This window comes from Saccharothrix sp. S26, assembly GCF_021390395.1.
Taxonomy (GTDB): Bacteria; Actinomycetota; Actinomycetes; order Mycobacteriales; family Pseudonocardiaceae; genus Actinosynnema.
This window is the reverse complement of sequence record NZ_JAJUWT010000014.1, coordinates 142,132-159,650: the sequence shown is the minus strand read 5'-3', so window position 1 is coordinate 159,650 and position 17,519 is coordinate 142,132. Positions and strand designations below refer to the sequence as shown.

Sequence of the window (17,519 nt, the reverse complement as noted above, 5' to 3'; positions counted from 1 at the left end):
GTCGAATGGATGCACTCTTTCGGGTGGCGTGGTAGCGGTTCCACCATAATTGCGGGAGTTCTGGGTCGGTCGCGTCGCTAACCTCGCGGTTCAAGCAGGTCGGGGGTGGGGCGTGGGGTTCTGGTCCGCGCAGGGAATCGTGCCGAGGTGAGTGGTGGCCGCCTCGGTGGTGTCGATGTCCGACAAGCAGACGCAAGTCGTGGCGAGTTTTCACGACGCCTACGTGGCGGGGCGAGACATCCACCTGAACGGCGTTCGGCCGGCCGGTCCCGCCTACGATCGGAATCGGCCGGTTTTCGTGCAGTACCTCAACCCGGAGATCTTGCACTGCTACGGGTTCCGAGCCCGGTGCGGCGAACCGCAGTTGACCACCGAGCAGGCGTTGTACGCGACGCGCCTCGCCGTGCTCGCGACCGACGCGAACCTGGTCATGCCGGCCTCGTACCTGTTCGAGGTGCCGGGCATCCCCCGCCTCCTGGAGCGGCTGCGCGGACTGGTCTCGCTGCGGCAAGTCGCCTACTGCGCACCGATGCAGGACGTGATGCGGTACGGCGAGCGGAAAGCCGCCGAGTACCGCGCGGACCCGCAGAACCCGTACGTGACGCCGACGTCGCTCGCGATGGCCCAAGACCTGGTCTGGAGCCCTCGAGGGGCGGGCTGCACCGCCGACCACATCGCCCACCGGTGGGACGCGGCCTTGAGCCGGGACGGTGAACTGGCCTGACTGGCGGCCAGCCTGGCCGGGCACTGGCCGTCCGGCCACCGCGAGCCGGAGCGCGAGCTGCGAGCTGTGCCCGAGAGGCTGAGGGAGCAGGCGTTCGTCACCAGGTTCGTGGCACAGGTGATCCCGGCCCGACCGCACCCCGAGGAACTGGCCCGCATCGGCTGGTTCGTCTCGCGCTCCTACCTGTCGAGCTACCTGCGCGACCTCGACGCCCTCATCCTGCGGGACTTCCCCTTCGGCGGGCTGTCCTGCGGCGTGGAGCGGGAACCGGGCGTTTCCGCCGTGTCCGCGCGGGCGTTGGACCTCGCACTCCACTGGCTCGGGTTGGCCGAGTTCGTGCACGTCACCGCCTCGTGGGCCGAGCTCGTGCACCTGCGGTCCAACCCCGAGTTCGGCTCCGTGGCCGTGGCGAGTCAGTCCTCGGACCGGATGGAAGGACTGCGCCGGGCGGTGGTTCGCTCACGCGCCTCCCGGCCGGCCCGGGTGGAGTCCCTGGCTCAGGCCGAGGCCGCGGTCCGAAGCGCGGCGGATTCGCTGTACGAATGACCGGAACCGGAGATCGATGATCATTTCGGTGTACTGCTCGGGCTCCATCGCGAAGGGCGAGGGCGACGAGCGGAAGCTGTGCTGGACCGACGTGGAGCGCAAGCAGGTCCAGGAGGGGGCACACCCGCTGGAGGTGGTGTTCCTCAACCCGGACGACCCGATCACCGACCCGACCAACGTGCTGGGGCAGTTCGGGCGGGACATGTACCAGGTCCTCCTGGCGTCCGCCGTGGTCGTCGACGCGCGTGAACGTCGTGGCCTGGGCATCGGTGTGGAGATGGCCGCCGCGGCCGCGCTGCGGACGCCGGTGATCGTGGTGGCGCCGCGCAACTCGAAGTACCGCCGGGACCACCTGGAGTACCGCGGGGCACGGGTCAGCGACTACGTGCACCCGCACGTCGCTTCGCTGGCGCTGGCGGTCGTGGACGACTTCAGCCAGGCGGGCGAGGTGCTGCGCGTGCTTCCGGCCGCCCCGCCCGACCCCGTCGTCACCCCGGCGTGGCTGCGGGCGTCGATCGACGAGTACCGGTACCACGTGCTGGGCGGCGACCAGCCCATGCTGGACGCCCTGCACCGGCTCGGCGTCCACCGGTGACGGCGCGCCGCGATGCGCCCTGACGTGGGGGAGAGCCGGGCCCGCCCGGTCGGGCCCGGCCTCCACATCGTGGAGAACGAGCCGTTGGAGCGGATCCTCTTCGAACGCGGGTTGATCGGCCTGCCCTACCGGAGGGCCTGCTTCGCGGCCAGCCGGCTGTTCCTCGCCCACTTGGCCGACGAACTCGCCGACGCCGCCGAACTCGTGATCCTGAGCAAGGGACTGGCGTACCAACTCGGCGCCGCGGCCGACTCCGTCGAGATCAACCTGCCGACGAACCTCGTCGCCACGTCGAGGGTCGAAGTCGTGGCGGACGACGCCAAGGTCGACGTCTCGTACGCCCGGTTCGACGCCGGCAAGCCGTGCCTCGTCGTCGGTGACACCGTCGCGTCCGGTGCCACGGTGGTCGCGGCTGTCGAGGCGTACCGGCAGGTGCACCGGCTGGAGCGGCTGTTCCTGCTGTCGTACGCGGGCAGCGGGGTGGGCGCGCGGAGGGTCACCGAGTTCTGCGCCCGATTGGGGATCGAGTGCACGATCCTGTACGGCCTGGCCGTGTTCGGCTTGGGCTCCAACGGGTTCGACCTGTCGTTCAACCACCCCGACACCGTCACCTCGGACGCCTACCGCGATCGGGCACGGCGGCTCTACGGTGACCGGCAGGTGTCGGGCGTCGGTTGGGACTTCGGCGCGCAGTTCATGGCTCCGGACAAATACCGGGAGCTGTCCTGGCTCGAAGCGCACGCGCACGGCTTGTTGGACAGCCCGGAGTTCTCGTTCGCCCGCGAACCGGACGACCTCGGCTCGCTCGCGCGTGAGTCAGCCGCGTTCCGCGACACGCTCGACCTGCCTTGAGAGCGCAACCAAGGCGGCTCGGACCACGCGATCGACGCGGGCGGTCGCGTCCACCTCGACATAGGGCCACCGCTCGGCGAAGGCCGTCGCGATGTCGGCCGCACGCCGGGCGTGCGTCCTCAACCGCGTCCGGGCCTCGTGCGCCGTGTCCTCGGCGCGCTCGTTGCGGCGGCGGATGCGGTCGATCGACACCGCCGGCGGCACGTGCAGGCTCAAGCCGAGCACCTCCGCACCCGGCATCCCGGCGGCGTCGAGCACGGCGGGGATGGCCAGGCACTGCTCGAGCGTGCGGGGGAACCCGTCGAAGACGAGGCCGGCGTGCCGACCGCGGCCGAGTTCGCGCCGCACGATCCGGCAGTACAGCGCCACCGGCATCGTCTCGTCGCGGGACAACCGGTCGGCGACGGCACGTCCGATCTCGGTGTCCTCCTCGGCGGTGCGCCGCAGCACTTCGCCGCTCAGGAACTCCACGCACCGCAGGTGCTCGGCGAGATGTCGGACCACCGTGCTCTTGCCCGTTCCCGGCGCTCCGACGACGAACACGACGAGCGGCACGGGGTCGGCTGATCGCACGATGCCATCGAATCACCGGCGGGTGGTGAAGTCCGTCGCCTGATCAGGTGTTCGCGATCAACGCCGGCCGGCACGTTTCGCGCTCACGACGTCGTGCTCGCCGTAGAGCCACCGGCGGGTGGTGGTCAGGCGGCGTGGCCGCAGTTCTCGCGCAGTTCGCGCCAACGGCCCTCGTGCAGGCGGTAGGTGTGGCCGGCGACGGTGATCTCGAACGCGATCCAGCGGTCCATCGGGATCGGTGGGGTGAGCAGCACTTCGAGGTCGTGGTCGGCGCACGGGATCAGGCGGGACTGCTTCAGCTCGTCGGTGCGGGCGAACTCGGGGATCTTGGCGAAGCGGGCGGTGACGACCTCGACGTCCAGGGTCCGGTCGAGGGTGATCGGGCCGTGTCCGCCGACGTCGTTGGTGCGGAACGCGACCGTCTCGGCGGCCCGGGGCGCGGCGGCGGCGGGCCAGCGCAGGGCCAGCGCGCCGAACCGGGTGCTGCCGCCGAGGGCTGCCGCCAGTCGACGGTCCAGGGCGTTGAGCAGGCAATCGTCTTCGATGGTGTCCACGACGGACTCGAACTCCTTCTGCGGGTGGCGGGGCCCTGGTCGGTGCAGTGATCATGGCGCGCGCGCAGCCGGTGCGGCCCGGTCGGTCGGCGAGCGGAGGACGGCCTGAGCCCAGCGGCGGGCGGCCTCGACGAGGTGCGAAGACGTCGATCCCGGCACGCTCGGGTGCGGCGTTGCGCGGATCGGGTGGCGGTCACCCGGTAGCAAGTCGCTCGATCGAGTGGTTGTCGCGTTGTCCGGCTGCTCGCCGTTCCCGGAACGGGCCGCGCGGCACGGGGCCTGACCAGGGCGGCTGGTCGGAGTGGACGGCAGGCGGACCGCTCGGCGCACAAGGGCGTCCGCTCACCCCGAGTAGTCCGGATGGCCCATTAGGGGCTGCTAACCGGATCCCCGTATGTGACATCCCCCTATGCCCGGACCGGTCGAAGACGTAACTTCCTCGCATGTCGCCCAGGACGGTCGCCGCGGTGGTCGGTGTCGCGTTCTTCCTGGCCGGGTTGCTGATCATGTTGCTGCCCCTGTCCGCGGACTCGCCGGAGGGCGTCGCGGTGCCCTGCGGGAACAGCGTCGGCATGGGGTTCGACGAGGTGACCGTCGAGGCGGAGGGCGCCGCGTTCGTCGAGATCTGCGGCCGGTTGCGGATGGAGCGGTTGGCGTGGGCCGCTCCGGTCACCGTCGTGGGCCTGCTGTGCGTGGCCGCGAGCGTCGTGGTGCGGCGCAGGTCGTCCAGGTAGCTACCTGCGAGTAGCTTCTACCCCATGAGGTGGATGGTCTACGGCGCTTACGGGTACACCGGCACGCTCGTCGCGGAACTGGCGGTGCGGCGCGGGCTGCGGCCGGTGCTCGCCGGGCGTGACGCGGCGAAGGTGCGTCCCCTGGCCGAACGGCTGGGCCTGGAGCACCGGGTCTTCGGGCTCCAAGACGCGACGGACGCGCTGGCGGACGTGGACGCGGTCGCCCACTGCGCCGGGCCGTTCTCGTCGACCTCGGGGCCGATGGTGGACGCCTGCCTGGCGTCGGGGACGCACTACGTCGACATCACCGGCGAGATCGACGTCTTCGAGGCCGTCAGCCGGCGGGACGAGGACGCGCGGCGCGCGGGCGTGGTGCTCCTGCCCGGGGCCGGGTTCGACGTCGTGCCGACCGACTGCCTCGCCGCCATGCTGCACGCCGCCCTGCCCACGGCCACGCACCTCGACCTCGCGTTCGTGGTCCAGGGCGGCGCCAGCGCGGGCACGGCGCTCACGGCCGTCGAGGGCTCGGGCGGCGGGGGACGGGCACGCGTGGACGGCCGGATCCGCGCCGTCCCGCTCGGCCACCGCCGGCGCACGGCGCACTTCCGCGACCGCCCGAGGGACGTCGGCGCGATCCCGTGGGGCGACGTGAGCACCGCCTACCGGTCCACCGGCATCCCGAACGTCACGACGTTCACCACGATCCCGGGCGCGCTGGGCCGCCTCCAACCGCTCACCGCGCCGATCCTGCGCACCAAATCCGCCCAACGGCTCGGCAAGGCGCTGGCCCGGCGCATCGGCGGCCCGAGCGCCGCGACCAGGGCCAAGACCCGCTGCGAGGTCTTCGGCGAGGCATGGGACGACGACGGCAACCGGATGCGGGCCGCGCTCACCGGACCCAACGCCTACGACCTCACCGCCGACTCCGTCGTCAAGGCCGTCCAACGCCTGGCCGACACGGCGCCGGGCGCGCACACGCCGTCCAGCGCCTTCGGAGCCGACTACGTCCGTGCGCTGGACGGCGTGGTGGTCAGCGAGCCGACAGCAGCGAGGTGATCTCCTGCGCCGCGCCGCCGGCCTCCAGCAGGTGGCGCAGCTCTTCCGGCAGCACGTCGCCGCGCTTCTGCACGGCCTGCGCGTACAGCCGGCCGGCGCGGTAGGACGAGCGGACCAGGGGACCGGCCATGACGCCGGAGAAGCCGATCCGCTCGGCGGTCTCCTTGTGCGTCACGAACTCCTCCGGCTTGACCCAGCGCTCCACGGGGTGGTGCCGGGGCGAGGGCCGCAGGTACTGCGTGATGGTGATGATCTCGCAGCCCGCGTCGTGCAGGTCGCTCAACGCCTCGGTGACCTCGTCCGGCGTCTCGCCCATGCCCAGGATCAGGTTGGACTTGGTCACCAGCCCGGCCTCGCGGGCGGCGGTGATGACCTCCAGCGACCGCTCGTAGCGGAACGCCGGCCGGATGCGCTTGAAGATGCGCGGCACGGTCTCCAGGTTGTGCGCCAGCACCTCGGGCCGCGACGAGAACACCTCGGCCAACTGCTCGGGCACCGCGTTGAAGTCGGGGATCAGCAGCTCGACGCCGGTGCCCGGGTTCATCGCGTGGATCTGGCGGACGGTCTCGGCGTACAGCCACGCGCCGCCGTCCTCCAGGTCGTCGCGGGCCACGCCGGTCACGGTCGAGTAGCGCAGGCCCATGGCCTGCACCGACTCCGCCACCCGACGCGGTTCATCGCGGTCGAGGTCGGCGGGCTTGCCGGTGTCGATCTGGCAGAAGTCGCAGCGTCGGGTGCACTGCTCGCCACCGATCAGGAAGGTGGCCTCCCGGTCTTCCCAGCACTCGTAGATGTTGGGACAACCGGCCTCTTCGCACACCGTGTGCAGGCCCTCGCGTTTGACCAGGCCCTTGAGCTCCCGGTACTCGGGGCCCATCTTCGCCTTGGTCTTGATCCACGAGGGCTTCTTCTCGATGGGCGTTTGGCTGTTGCGGACTTCCAGCCGCAGCAGCTTCCGACCTTCAGGTACGACGGTCACGACCTCAACCCTACGTCACGAGGGGTTGGGCGCGACGCCCGTGAGCTCGGCCGTCAAGTCCCACAACCGGCTGGCCGCGAGCTGGTCGCGGGAGGCCGCGGTGGACTTCGCCGGCGCGGGGTGGCCGCGCGTCTCGCGGAACCCGTCCGGCCCGTAGTAGCCGCCCGGTTCGACGTCCGGCGACGTGGCCGCGTAGAGCTGCGGCAACGCCCCGACCTCGACCGACTGCGAGAACAGGTCGCTGATCCTCGTGCCGAGCCCGAGCAGCGGGTTGCGCCTGGCCCGGGCCATGTTGGCGCTCAGCTCGGTGGCGGTCGCGCCGGGGTGGGCGGCGACGGACGTCACGTCCACGCCCGCGGTCCGCGTGCGCCGGGCCAGCTCCCTGGCGAACAGCAGGTTCGCCAGCTTGGACTGCCCGTACGCGCCCCAGGCCGAGTACCGGCGCACCTCGTAGTTCGGGTCGGCCAGGTCCACCCGGCCGATCTGGTGGAGCAGGCTCGACACGGTGACCACCCGCGCGCCCGGCCGCGTGCGCAAGGCGGGCATCAGCAGCCACGTCAGCGCGGCGTGGCCGAGGTGGTTGGTGCCGAACTGCAGCTCGAAGCCGTCGGCGGTGCGCCCCAGCGGCACCGCCATCACGCCCGCGTTGTTGACCAGCACGTCCAGCGCGTCACCGGTGCGGTCACGCACCCGTGCCGCGGCCTCCCGCACCGACGACAGGTCGGCCAGGTCCAGCCGCACCAGCTCGGCCTTGCCGCCGGTGGCGAGCACGCTGTCCAGCGCCCGCTGCCCGCGTTCCGGGGAGCGGCAGGCCAGCAGGACGTGCGCGCCCTTGTCGGCCAACACCTGCGCGGTGCGCAGGCCCAGGCCCGAGTTGGCCCCGGTGACCAGCGCGGTGCGCCCGCTCTGGTCGAGGATGTCCGCGGTGTCCCACTTCCGGGCGATCCACTTCGGCATGGGTCAATACCTACCAGGCGATCAGGCGCTCTTGGCGAGCCTGCGGTGCCTGCCCGGCACGACACCCGGCCGGGTGCGGACCAGGTTCGCGAACGCCGCGCCGACGCGGGCGATCTCCGCGCTCGGCTCGGACAGCTCCGCCAGGCCCGCCGTCAGCGCCAGCATCCGCTGCTCGCGCTCGATGGCCTCGGTGTCGGTCAGGTGCGCGTCGAGCACCGCGCGCAGCACCGGCTGCTCGGCGGCGAGCGCGCGCCACGTGCGGGCGACGGTCTCGACCCGGTCGTCGTCGCTGTCCTCCAGGGCCGCGCCGAGCCGTCCGGTGAGCTGCTGCATCCAGCGGTAGTGCAGCGCCAGGATCAGCTCGTCCTCGGTGGCGAACGCGTCGCGGTCGAAGGTCAGGGGTGCCGCGGGGTTCCCCGCCGCGGCGCGGAGCACGGCGTCCAGAGCGTCGCGCCGTCGGTAGAAGTCGGACCAACTCATGATCACGCCCTCCTCTCGTGGTGACCGGCGTCATACCTCAGGTCTTTCGCATACCGCCGGTATGGCCGATGAGGCGAACATACCACGAGTACGTACCGTCGGTATGTCGTACGGTTGTGAACGTGGTGACAGTGCGGTCGAGGCGGTTGGACTACTCGGAGTCGACGCGGCAGGCGTTGGTGGACAGCGCCGTGGAGCTGTTCACCAAACGCGGGTACGCGGGCACCTCGCTGGACGAGGTGGCCAAGCGGGCGCGGCTGACCAAGGGCGCGCTCTACCACCACTTCAGCGGCAAGCAGGCGTTGTTCGAGGCGGCCTTCGACTCGATCGAGACGAAGTTCATCGAGAAGCTCGGCGAGATCGTCAGCGCGCCCGGCGACCCGTGGGAGACCGCCATCGCGGGCCTGCGCGCGTACGTGCGGGTCTGCTTGGAGCCCGCCTACCAGCGGATCGTCATCCACGAAGCCCCGGTCGTGATGGGCTGGGAGCGCTGGCGCGAAGCCGAGGAGCACTTCAGCTACGGCCTGCTGCGCTCCACGATCGAGGTCCTGGTCACCTCCGGCGAGCTCGAACAACTGCCCGTCGAGACCATGAGCCGGCTGCTCTTCGGCGCGCTGTCCGCGGGCGCGAGCACCATCGCCGGCTCGTCCGACCCCCGCAAGGCCAGCGCCGAGGTCGAACGCACGATCGTCCGCGTCGTCGAAGGGCTCCGGATCACGCCCCGCCCGACCGACGCGCCCACCGAGGACAAGCGCTCGCGGTCGCGCCGCCGCTAGGCCACTCGAATCGCGACCTGCCCACCCGTCCGACTAGCGTCGAACGGGTGGAACTCCGCATCTTCACCGAACCGCAGCAAGGGGCCTCCTACGACGACCTGCTGGCGGTGGCGCGCACCGCCGAGGCCGCGGGCTACGACGCGTTCTTCCGCTCCGACCACTACCTCAAGATGGGCGACGTCGACGGCCTGCCCGGCCCGACCGACGCCTGGATCACGCTCGCCGGCCTGGCCCGCGACACCAGCACGATCCGGCTCGGGACGCTGATGACCGCCGCCACCTTCCGCCACCCCGGCCCGCTGGCCATCTCCGTGGCCCAGGTGGACCGGATGTCCGGCGGCCGGGTGGAGTTCGGCTTCGGCGCGGGCTGGTACGAGGCCGAGCACACCGCGTACGGCCTGCCGTTCCCCGCCACCCTCGAGCGCTTCGAGCGGTACGAGGAGCAGTTGGAGATCATCACCGGCCTGTGGAACACGCCCGCCGGCCAGACCTACGACTTCGCCGGCAAGCACTACACCCTCACCGACTCGCCGGCCCTGCCCAAGCCCGCCGGGCACATCCCGGTGCTGGTCGGCGGCACGGGCCGCAAGCGCACGCCCGCGTTGGCCGCGAAGTTCGCCGACGAGTTCAACCTCCCGTTCCAGCCCGTCGAGACCGCCGTCGAGGTGCTGGACCGCGTCGACGCCGCGTGCGCCGAGATCGGCCGCGACCCGGCGGAGATCACCCGGTCCGCCGCGCTGGTCGTGTGCGTGGGCCGGGACGACGCCGAGGTCGCCCGCCGGGCCGCCTCCATCGGCCGCGAGGTGGCCGAACTGCGCAAGAACGGCCTGGCCGGCACCCCCGACGAGGTCGTCGACAAGCTGGGCTCGTGGCGCGAGCGGACCGGCATCAGCCGGGCCTACCTGCAGGTCCTCGACCTGGCCGACCTCGACCACGTGGAGTTCATCGCGGCCGCCGTCGCGCCTCAGCTGCGCAGCTGACCCGCGACGTCCGACGCGGCGGTGAGCAGGACGAGCACGGGCACGGTCGCGGCCTGCCGCAACCGGTAGCTCCCGCGCTTGTCCTGCTCCACCACGCCGGACGCCGTCAACGCCTTCAAGTGGTGGTAGAGCTGCCCGGTCGACCCCAGCCCGGCCGCCTCCTGCAAGGCCGTCGCGGGCTGCCCGCCCCGCGCGAGCAGGGTCCGCACGAGCTGCACCCGCACCGGGTGTGCCAACGCGGCCAACACCTCGATCCGGGGCCGGTCCGGCAACGACAACGCGCGCTCCGGCGTCACGTCGATCCGCCAGGACGCCCGCCCGTCGCCCACCGAGACCTGCCCGCCGTAGCCGAACGCGCCGCCGCCCTCGGGCAACGGGAGCGCCTCGCGCTCGTCGCCCTCCAGCGCGGCCACGCGCTGTTCCAGCTCGGCAAGTCGCTGCACCAGGTCCACCGCGGTCATCCTACGAGAGGCTGACGTGGAATTCCCGGAGCGCGGCGGGCTCCACCAGCGCCGTTCGCACCAGCTCGACCAGCTCACCCACCCGCGCGGACCACGCCTCGTCCACCTCCCGCGCCAACACCACCGCGGTGCCCTCCCGCGTGCTGACGCCCACCGTGACGACCCCCGGCAGCACCCCGACGACCGGACCGCCCGGCGTCCCGGCCAACGCCCGGCTCACCTCCGCCGCCGTGCCCGCCCACGTCCCCCGCGCCCACGAACGCCGTCCCTCGTAGGTCCGGGGCACGTCGGTCATCCGCCCGAGCACCTCCAACCGGAGCCGCGGGTCGTCCAGGTACCGCTCGACCTCCACCGCCCGCCCGAGCACGAGCCGCAACACCTCGCCGGCGAACGAGGGCACCGCCAGCCCCAGCCGCCGCGCCAGCCAGTCCCCGGCCGCGAAGTCCCCGTGCCGCAGCATCACCGACACCAACTCGCCCGCCGTCACGGACCCCCGCGGGTCGTCCGCCTTGACACCGTTCGAGCACCGCAGGCCCAACGCCTTCAACGCCGCCAGGTGCGCGCCACCGTCCATACCGACGTGGTACTGCTCCCACTCCCCGACGCGCACCCGCTCGTCGGGCTCGACGCGCCCCTCCGCGTACGCCGCCCGGTGCACCACGTGCCGCAACGCCGCCAACGGCTGCCGCTCGTGCGCCCGGTGCGCGAACCTGCCGTCGAACACCACGGCCACGTGCTGCCGGTGGGCGCGCAACCAGCCGAACCAGTCGTCCGGCCACCCCGCCCCGGACACCAACGTGGCGGCACCGGCCATCCCGCACGCCCGGAACAGGTGCCGTCGAGTCAGGAGCACGACGATCTCCCTCCAGCAATCCGTAATTCCGGAATCCTAGGGAGGGAGATCGCCCCCTGTCAGCCCGTCTGAACCGCGAACGTCACCCCAGCGGCGACCGGCCGCGCCCGCTCCAGCGTCCGCTCGGTCACCGGCAGGTCGCCGTTCAACGCGTCGATCACCGCCCGCCGCGCCAACGGCAGCACCTCGGCCACGGTCACGTCCCGCCCCAGCTCGTGCGACAACGACGCCACCCCGGCGTCCCGGATGCCGCACGGGATGATGTCGCCGAACGCCGACAGGTCCGCGTTGCAGTTGATCTCGAACCCGTGCATGGTCACGCCCCGCTGCACCCGGATCCCGATCGCCGCGACCTTGCGCTCCACACCCCGCTCGTCGGCCGGGACCCACACCCCGCTGCGACCCTCGACCCGCCCCGTGCGCACGCCCAGCTGGTCGCACACGTGGATCAACGCCTGCTCCAACCGCCGCACGTACTGCACCACGTCCAACGGCTCGGCCAACCCCACGATCGGGTAACCCACCAACTGGCCCGGCCCGTGCCAGGTGATCTTCCCGCCCCGGTCCACGTCGATGACCGGCACGTCACCGCCCTTGGGCCGCTCCTCGGCCTCGGTGCGCCGACCGCACGTGTAGACGGGTGGGTGCTCCAGCAGCAACATCGTGTCGCCGATCGCGCCACCCGCGCGTGCCTCGGCCAGCTCCCGTTGCAGGTCCCACGCGGCCAGGTAGTCGATGGTGCCCAGCTCACGCACCTCGATCGGGTCCGTCGAGGCGCGGCAGGAAAGGTCAGGACTGCTCACGTCTCGACACTACGCCCGCGGGCACGAGCCGAAGGGCACGGGCGGCGACCAGCCCCACCCCGACCACCGCCAGCACCGCGCCGACCGTGTCGGTGAACCAGTGCATCTCCAGCACGACCCGACTGGCCCCCGTCACCACCACCGCCGTGCATGCCAGCACCACGGCCAACCGCAGGTACCGCCGCGCCAACCACGCGCACAGCACCACCCCCGTGAACGCCACCGCCGTGACCGCCGTGACGTGCCCGCTCGGGTACGCCCACTTCGGGAAGTCGATCGGCCGGACCCGCTGGTACCAGTACCGCGCGAACACCGTCGACCAGCACACCGCCAGCAACACCGCGCACCGCGCCGGCAGCGGGTCCTTCGCCAGGAACGCCCGCAACGCCAACGACACCAACGCGATCGTCGCCAACCCCGGGCTGAGCACGAAGCTCACCACCGCCGACGCGTGCGCGAACCCCGGCCCGAGGCCCATCGCGCCCTCACGCAGCGCTTCGTCCAACGCCGGCGGCTGATGCCTGACCGTGAGCCCCAAGACCATCGACGCCACCGCCAGCGCGACGCCGACCAGCACACCGATCACCGCTCGACGGCCGCCGCCACGGCCGCACCGAGCGCCGGGTGCAGGAACCGGAACCCCCGCTGCTCCAGCACCCGCGGCACGGCCCGCTGACCGGCCAGCAACCCCTCCTCGGCCATGTCGCCCAACACGGCCTTCAACGCGAACGCCGGCGCCACCCACGGCGTGGGCCGGTGCAACGCGTGCCCGACCGTCCGGGTGAACTCCGCGTTCGTCACGGGGCTCGGCGACGTGACGTTCACCGGCCCCGACACGTCGTGCTCCACCACGAACCGGATGGCCGCGACCGCGTCGTCCAACGAGATCCACGGCATGTACTGCCGCCCGTCACCGAGCCGCCCACCCAGGAAGAACTCGAACAACGGCCTGATCTTCCCGAACAACCCGCCCGAAGGACCGATCACCAGCCCCGTCCGCAACCGCACCACCCGCGCACGCCCCTCGGCGGCCGCCGTCGCCGCCTCCCACTGACGGCACAACCCCGCCAGGAACCCGGTCCCCGACGGGCTGTTCTCGTCCACGACCTCGTCACCGGTGTCGCCGTAGTACCCGATCGCACTGGCGTTGACCAGCGCCGGCACCCCGCCCTCGGCCACCGCCGCCGCCAACACCTCGGTGGGCACCGTGCGGCTGTCCAACAACACCTGCTTGCGCGCGTCACTCCACCGCTTGTCCCCGACCCCCGCGCCGCACAGGTTGACCACCGCGTCCACCCCGTCGAGCGCACCACCGTCGATGCGCCCCGCCGGCGGATCCCAACCACGCTCATCGGGCGCGGAGGGCCGTCGCCGAACCAACCGCAAGACCTCGTGCCCGCCACCGCGCAACGCGGCCACCAGACTGGTGCCGATCAAGCCCGACGATCCCGCGACCACAACACGCATGCGTTGATCGTCTCGCAGCGGCCCACCGGTTGCACAGCGGCCGACCTGTCACCCCCACCACTCACCCAATAGAAGGGCTTCGTGTCCCGCCGACCTGGCTCCCCTTGACGCGTGCGGCAACTGGGGTGAGGCGCTTTCTCCGTTGAAACCGAAAGCCGCTCCCAGGCGAAACCCCGGGAGCGGCTTTCGGTCAATCGGTCAGAGCCCGAGGTCCGCCTCGAACGCCCCTTCTTCGAGCCGGTTCTTCACCGTGGTGAGGAAGCGACCGGCGTCCGCACCGTCCACCAACCGGTGGTCGTAGGTGAGCGCCAGGTACGCCATGGACCGGATGGCGATGGTGTCGTCGCCGTTCTCGTCCGTGATCACCACCGGCCGCTTCTTGACCACGCCCACGCCCAGGATGCCGACCTGCGGCTGCTGGATGATCGGGGTGTCGAACAGCGCGCCGTTGCTGCCCAGGTTGGTCAGCGAGAACGTGCCGCCGGTCAGCTCGTCGGGCGTGAGCTTGTTGGCCCGCGCCCGCGCCGCCAGGTCGCCGATCTTGTGCGACAGGCCGGCCAGGTTCAAGTCGCCCGCGTTCGCGATGACCGCGTTGAGCAGGCCGCGCTCGGTGTCGATCGCGATACCCAGGTGCTCGGCACCGTGGTACACGACCTCCTTCTTCTCCTCGTCGATCGACGCGTTCAGCACCGGGTGCTGCTTGAGCGCCTCGACCGCCGCCTTGGCGAAGAACGGCAGGAACGTCAGCTTCGTGCCCTCGCGCTGCTCGAACGCGGCCTTGGCCTTGTTCCGCAGCCGGGCGATCTTGGTGACGTCCACCTCGAACACCTGCGTGAGCTGGGCCGAGACCTGGAGCGACTCACGGGTGCGCTGGGCGACGATCTGCCGCAGCCGGGGCAGCTTCTGCACCGTGCCGCGCTTGCCGCTGGTGTCGGCCGGGGCCGACGCGACCCGCTGGGCCGGCGCGGACGACGCCGCCGGCTTGGGGGCCTCCTCCTGCTTCGGGGCCTTCTTGGCCTCGACCGCCGCGAGGACGTCCTGCTTGCGGATCCGGCCGCCGACGCCAGTGCCCTTGAGCGTGCCCAGGTCGATGCCGTTCTCCGAGGCGAGCTTGCGCACCAGCGGCGTCACGTACGGCGCACCGTTGGCGGACTCCTCCTCCTTCGGCGCCTCCTGCTTCGGCTCGGGCTTCGGGGCCTCCTGCTTCGGCTCCGGCTTGGGGGCCTCCTGCTGGGGAGCCTCCTGCTTGGGGGCTTCCTGCTGCGGGGCTTCCCGCTGGGGCTCGGGCTTGGGCGCTTCCTGCGCCTTGGGCGCGGGCGAACCCGACCCGATCACCGCGAGCCGGCCGCCGACCTCGACGGTCTCGTCCTCACCGGCGGTGATCTCCAGCAGGGTGCCCGCCACCGGCGACGGGATCTCGGTGTCGACCTTGTCGGTCGACACCTCCAGCAGCGGCTCGTCGACCTCGACCGAGTCGCCGACGGCCTTGAGCCACCGGGTCACGGTGCCCTCGGTGACGCTCTCGCCCAACGCGGGCATGGTCACCGGGGTGCCCTCGGCGGAGCCACCGGACTGGGCGGCGGGAGCCTCCGCCTGCGGCTGGGCCTCGGGCTCGGGCGCGGACTGCGGCTCCGGCTGCGCCTCCTCGGCCGGCGCGGCGGCCTCGCCGGCCGTCGAGTCGGAGGTGTCGGACGACGCCCCGGAGTCCGAACCGTCGCCGATGACGGCGAGCTCAGCGCCGACCTCGACGGTCTCGTCCTCCTGGGCGACGATCTTCTGGAGCACGCCCGCCGCGGGCGACGGGATCTCGGTGTCGACCTTGTCGGTGGACACCTCCAGCAAGGGCTCGTCGACCTCGACGCGGTCACCCTCCTGCTTCAACCAGCGGGTGACCGTGCCCTCGGTGACGCTCTCGCCGAGTGCGGGCATTTGGACGGAGAAGGCCATCGTTCGCTGACTCCTCGTGCGTGGGTCGGGGATCGGCTGACTGGGGTGCGACGGTCAGCCGTGCACGTGCAGCGGCTTGCCGGCCAGGGCGAGGAAGGCCTCGCCGAGGGCTTCTGTCTGGGTCGGGTGGGCGTGGATCAGCGGAGCCACGTCCTCGGGGTAGGCCTCCCAGCTGTAGATGAGCTGGGCCTCACCGATCAGCTCGCCGACCCGCTCGCCGACCATGGTGACACCGACCACCGGGCCGTCGGGTGCCTTCACGAGCTTGACACCGCCGGCGGTCTTCAGGATCTGGCTCTTGCCGTTGCCCGCGAGGTCGTAGACGAACGTCTCCGCGGAACCGTACTTCTCCTTGGCCGCGGCCTCGGTCAGGCCGACGGACGCGACCTCGGGCTTGCAGTAGGTGACGCGCGGGATGCCCGCCTCGTCGATGACCTTGGGGTTCTGCCCGGCGATGTCCTCGGCGACGAAGATGCCCTGCTGGAAGCCGCGGTGCGCGAGCTGGAGGCCGGGCACGATGTCGCCGACGGCGTACACGCCCGGGACACTCGTGCGCAGCCGCTCGTCGGTGATGACGAAGCCGCGCTCCATCTTCACGCCGGCTTCCTCGTAGCCGTGGCCGGCCGTGTTCGGGCCGCGGCCGACGGCCACCAGCAGCAGGTCGGCCTCCAGCACGTCACCGGACTCGAGCGTGACCGACACGCCCGACTCGTCCTGGGTCGCGCCGGTGAACTTCACGCCGGTCTTGAACTTGATCCCGCGCCGGCGGAACGCGCGCTCCAGCTGCTTGGACGCGTACTCGTCCTCGGCCGGTACCAGGCGGGGCAGCGCCTCGACGATGGTGACGTCCGCGCCGAAGGAGGACCACACGCTGGCGAACTCGACGCCGATCACGCCGCCGCCGAGCACGACGACCTTCTCCGGGATGAAGTCCAGGTTGAGCGCCTGGTCGCTGGTGATGACCCGGCCGCCGATCTCCAGGCCGGGCAGGCTGCGCGCGTACGAGCCGGTCGCCAGGACCACGTTCTTGCCGGTGTAGCGCTGCCCGTCCACCTCGACGGTGTTCGGGCCGACGAACGTGCCCGCGCCCTCGACCAAGGTCACCTTGTTGGCCTTGACCAGGCCCTGGAGTCCCTTGTAGAGCCGGCTGACCACGCCGTCCTTGTAGGAGTTGACGCCCGCGATGTCGATGCCCTCCAGCGAGGACTTCACGCCGAACTGGTCACCCTCGCGCGCGTTGTCCGCGACCTCCGCCGCGTGCAGCAGCGCCTTGGTGGGGATGCAGCCGCGGTGCAGGCACGTGCCCCCCAGCTTGTCCTTCTCGACCAGGATGACGGACAGGCCGAGCTCGGCCGCGCGGAACGCGCAGGCGTAGCCGCCCGAGCCGCCACCGAGGATCACAAGGTCGGCGGAGGTGTCGGTCACGGATTCTCCCTGGAGAGCTTGATGCCTTACTCCGCGCGGGTGCGCGCGTGTAGTTGCCATCTTGTCACTACCGCGCGAACGCCCGCGACGCGGTGTCGGTCTTGGGGCGATTTGCCCCCACCTTCACACGTGCGCCGGCACCATGGTCCGCAGAGGTCCGCGCAGGAGGTGGCCCGGTGGGGCTGTTCGACCGTTTTCGCAGGAAGCAGCGCCCGGGGGTGCTGCGATCGGCCACGTCCTCGGACACCGGTCACCTGGAGCAGTGGGCGGCCGCGCGCCGGGGCGTGGAGGCGTACGTCGAGCCGAAGACGACCGTGACGGACACCACGATCGTGCTCGTCGCGCACGACGGCGAGTGGACGCGCCGCCGCATCGACGGCACCGAGGGCGCGAAGAAGCTGGCCAAGAAGCTGGGGATCCCGATCTACGACGCGGGGATCGTGGGCTACCCGAAGCGGATGCGCGAGTACTCGCGGCGCCAGAACCGCGGGGCCTGACCAGCCCGGACCGCGCCGGCGCGAAGGTCGTCGAGCCGGCCAGGGGGGCCGGCCACGAGGCCAGCGGGATCGTGCGCACCGGCGGTCTGGAGCGGACCACCGTCCGCCCGCCGCGGCTCACCGACGGTCCGCGCACCGACGCCTGCCGCACCGCCGTGGACACCGACGTGCGCGGGGCGTGCGGGTGTCCCGGGCCGACCTGGCGGCGCTGGTGCTGCGCTGCCCGACCGACCCGGGAACCGTCCACCAAGCGATCAGCG

The 17,519-nt window shown here is 71.8% G+C and carries 21 protein-coding genes; 9 read left to right on the top strand and 12 right to left on the bottom strand.

Annotated elements, in window-relative coordinates; genetic code table 11:
• Positions 1-154: 154 nt before the first annotated feature.
• The 4 genes from LZG04_RS23585 to LZG04_RS23570 all read left to right on the top strand — a co-directional run bounded on the left by LZG04_RS23585 (position 155) and on the right by LZG04_RS23570 (position 2,717).
• The gene (locus tag LZG04_RS23585) at positions 155-724 is read left to right on the top strand and encodes a hypothetical protein (protein WP_233820179.1); all 570 of its coding nucleotides are present in this window, start codon (positions 155-157) and stop codon (positions 722-724) included.
• A gap of 66 nt (positions 725-790) precedes the next feature.
• Positions 791-1,270, top strand: coding sequence for a hypothetical protein (locus LZG04_RS23580; protein ID WP_233820177.1), 480 nt, complete (start codon positions 791-793; stop codon positions 1,268-1,270).
• A 16-nt stretch (positions 1,271-1,286) separates the two neighbouring features.
• Entirely contained in the window at positions 1,287-1,865 is a 579-nt protein-coding gene (locus tag LZG04_RS23575; protein WP_233820174.1) for a hypothetical protein, read from the top strand.
• A gap of 12 nt (positions 1,866-1,877) precedes the next feature.
• Positions 1,878-2,717: a hypothetical protein gene (locus LZG04_RS23570; RefSeq protein WP_233820169.1), complete on the top strand. Its 840-nt coding sequence runs from the start codon at positions 1,878-1,880 to the stop codon at positions 2,715-2,717.
• Here LZG04_RS23570 and LZG04_RS23565 read toward each other — a convergent pair.
• Positions 2,682-3,290, bottom strand: a complete 609-nt coding sequence (locus LZG04_RS23565; RefSeq protein ID WP_233820168.1) for a nucleoside monophosphate kinase — start codon at positions 3,288-3,290, stop codon at positions 2,682-2,684. The two genes, LZG04_RS23570 and LZG04_RS23565, sit on opposite strands and share 36 nt — an antisense overlap.
• Positions 3,291-3,415: 125 nt before the next feature.
• The gene (locus LZG04_RS23560) at positions 3,416-3,892 is read right to left on the bottom strand and encodes a DUF6119 family protein (RefSeq protein WP_267937582.1); all 477 of its coding nucleotides are present in this window, start codon (positions 3,890-3,892) and stop codon (positions 3,416-3,418) included.
• Between the two features lie 395 nt (positions 3,893-4,287).
• On the opposite strand from LZG04_RS23560, the gene LZG04_RS23555 reads away from it, so the two are divergent.
• The gene (locus LZG04_RS23555; protein WP_233820166.1) at positions 4,288-4,578 is read left to right on the top strand and encodes a hypothetical protein; all 291 of its coding nucleotides are present in this window, start codon (positions 4,288-4,290) and stop codon (positions 4,576-4,578) included.
• 24 nt (positions 4,579-4,602) lie between these two features.
• A complete protein-coding gene (locus tag LZG04_RS23550) occupies positions 4,603-5,634 on the top strand; it encodes a trans-acting enoyl reductase family protein (protein ID WP_233820165.1) in 1,032 nt (343 codons plus the stop codon).
• Here LZG04_RS23550 and lipA read toward each other — a convergent pair.
• Genes lipA through LZG04_RS23535 form a run of 3 tightly spaced genes read right to left on the bottom strand, consistent with a single transcriptional unit; the run spans position 5,609 to position 8,050 of the window.
• On the bottom strand, positions 5,609-6,613 hold the full coding sequence (gene lipA / locus LZG04_RS23545; RefSeq protein ID WP_233820164.1) for a lipoyl synthase: 1,005 nt from the start codon (positions 6,611-6,613) through the stop codon (positions 5,609-5,611). The two genes, LZG04_RS23550 and lipA, sit on opposite strands and share 26 nt — an antisense overlap.
• A 15-nt stretch (positions 6,614-6,628) precedes the next feature.
• Entirely contained in the window at positions 6,629-7,570 is a 942-nt protein-coding gene (locus LZG04_RS23540) for an oxidoreductase (RefSeq protein WP_233820163.1), read from the bottom strand.
• Between the two features lie 21 nt (positions 7,571-7,591).
• A complete protein-coding gene (locus LZG04_RS23535) occupies positions 7,592-8,050 on the bottom strand; it encodes a hypothetical protein (protein ID WP_233820161.1) in 459 nt (152 codons plus the stop codon).
• 131 nt (positions 8,051-8,181) lie between these two features.
• Here LZG04_RS23535 and LZG04_RS23530 point away from each other — a divergent pair, with 131 nt between their 5' ends.
• Positions 8,182-8,826 (top strand): TetR/AcrR family transcriptional regulator, encoded by a 645-nt coding sequence (locus tag LZG04_RS23530; RefSeq protein WP_233820421.1) that lies wholly within the window; start codon positions 8,182-8,184, stop codon positions 8,824-8,826.
• A gap of 47 nt (positions 8,827-8,873) precedes the next feature.
• Positions 8,874-9,806, top strand: coding sequence for an LLM class F420-dependent oxidoreductase (locus LZG04_RS23525; RefSeq protein WP_233820159.1), 933 nt, complete (start codon positions 8,874-8,876; stop codon positions 9,804-9,806).
• Here the strand turns inward: LZG04_RS23525 and LZG04_RS23520 are convergent.
• From LZG04_RS23520 to lpdA, 7 genes are all read right to left on the bottom strand, one after another.
• Complete coding sequence (locus LZG04_RS23520) at positions 9,791-10,267, bottom strand: helix-turn-helix transcriptional regulator (protein WP_233820157.1); 477 nt, start codon at positions 10,265-10,267, stop codon at positions 9,791-9,793. The genes LZG04_RS23525 and LZG04_RS23520 overlap by 16 nt on opposite strands.
• Position 10,268: 1 nt before the next feature.
• A complete protein-coding gene (locus tag LZG04_RS23515; RefSeq protein ID WP_233820155.1) occupies positions 10,269-11,120 on the bottom strand; it encodes a hypothetical protein in 852 nt (283 codons plus the stop codon).
• A 59-nt stretch (positions 11,121-11,179) separates the two neighbouring features.
• On the bottom strand, positions 11,180-11,923 hold the full coding sequence (lipB, locus tag LZG04_RS23510) for a lipoyl(octanoyl) transferase LipB (protein ID WP_233820153.1): 744 nt from the start codon (positions 11,921-11,923) through the stop codon (positions 11,180-11,182).
• Positions 11,910-12,509 (bottom strand): phosphatase PAP2 family protein, encoded by a 600-nt coding sequence (locus LZG04_RS23505; RefSeq protein ID WP_233820151.1) that lies wholly within the window; start codon positions 12,507-12,509, stop codon positions 11,910-11,912. Before LZG04_RS23505 ends, lipB begins: the two co-directional genes overlap by 14 nt.
• Positions 12,506-13,390 carry a TIGR01777 family oxidoreductase gene (locus LZG04_RS23500; protein WP_233820150.1) on the bottom strand — a complete coding sequence of 295 codons (885 nt, stop codon included), beginning with the start codon at positions 13,388-13,390 and terminating at the stop codon, positions 12,506-12,508. The genes LZG04_RS23505 and LZG04_RS23500 overlap by 4 nt, the downstream gene beginning before the upstream one ends.
• Before the next feature lie 198 nt (positions 13,391-13,588).
• Entirely contained in the window at positions 13,589-15,337 is a 1,749-nt protein-coding gene (sucB, locus tag LZG04_RS23495; protein ID WP_233820149.1) for a 2-oxoglutarate dehydrogenase, E2 component, dihydrolipoamide succinyltransferase, read from the bottom strand.
• A 54-nt stretch (positions 15,338-15,391) separates the two neighbouring features.
• Positions 15,392-16,762, bottom strand: a complete 1,371-nt coding sequence (gene lpdA / locus LZG04_RS23490) for a dihydrolipoyl dehydrogenase (RefSeq protein WP_233820148.1) — start codon at positions 16,760-16,762, stop codon at positions 15,392-15,394.
• 176 nt (positions 16,763-16,938) lie between these two features.
• Between lpdA and LZG04_RS23485 the strand changes: the two genes are divergently transcribed.
• Positions 16,939-17,259: an oxidoreductase gene (locus LZG04_RS23485; RefSeq protein WP_233820147.1), complete on the top strand. Its 321-nt coding sequence runs from the start codon at positions 16,939-16,941 to the stop codon at positions 17,257-17,259.
• Positions 17,260-17,519 lie beyond the last annotated feature (260 nt).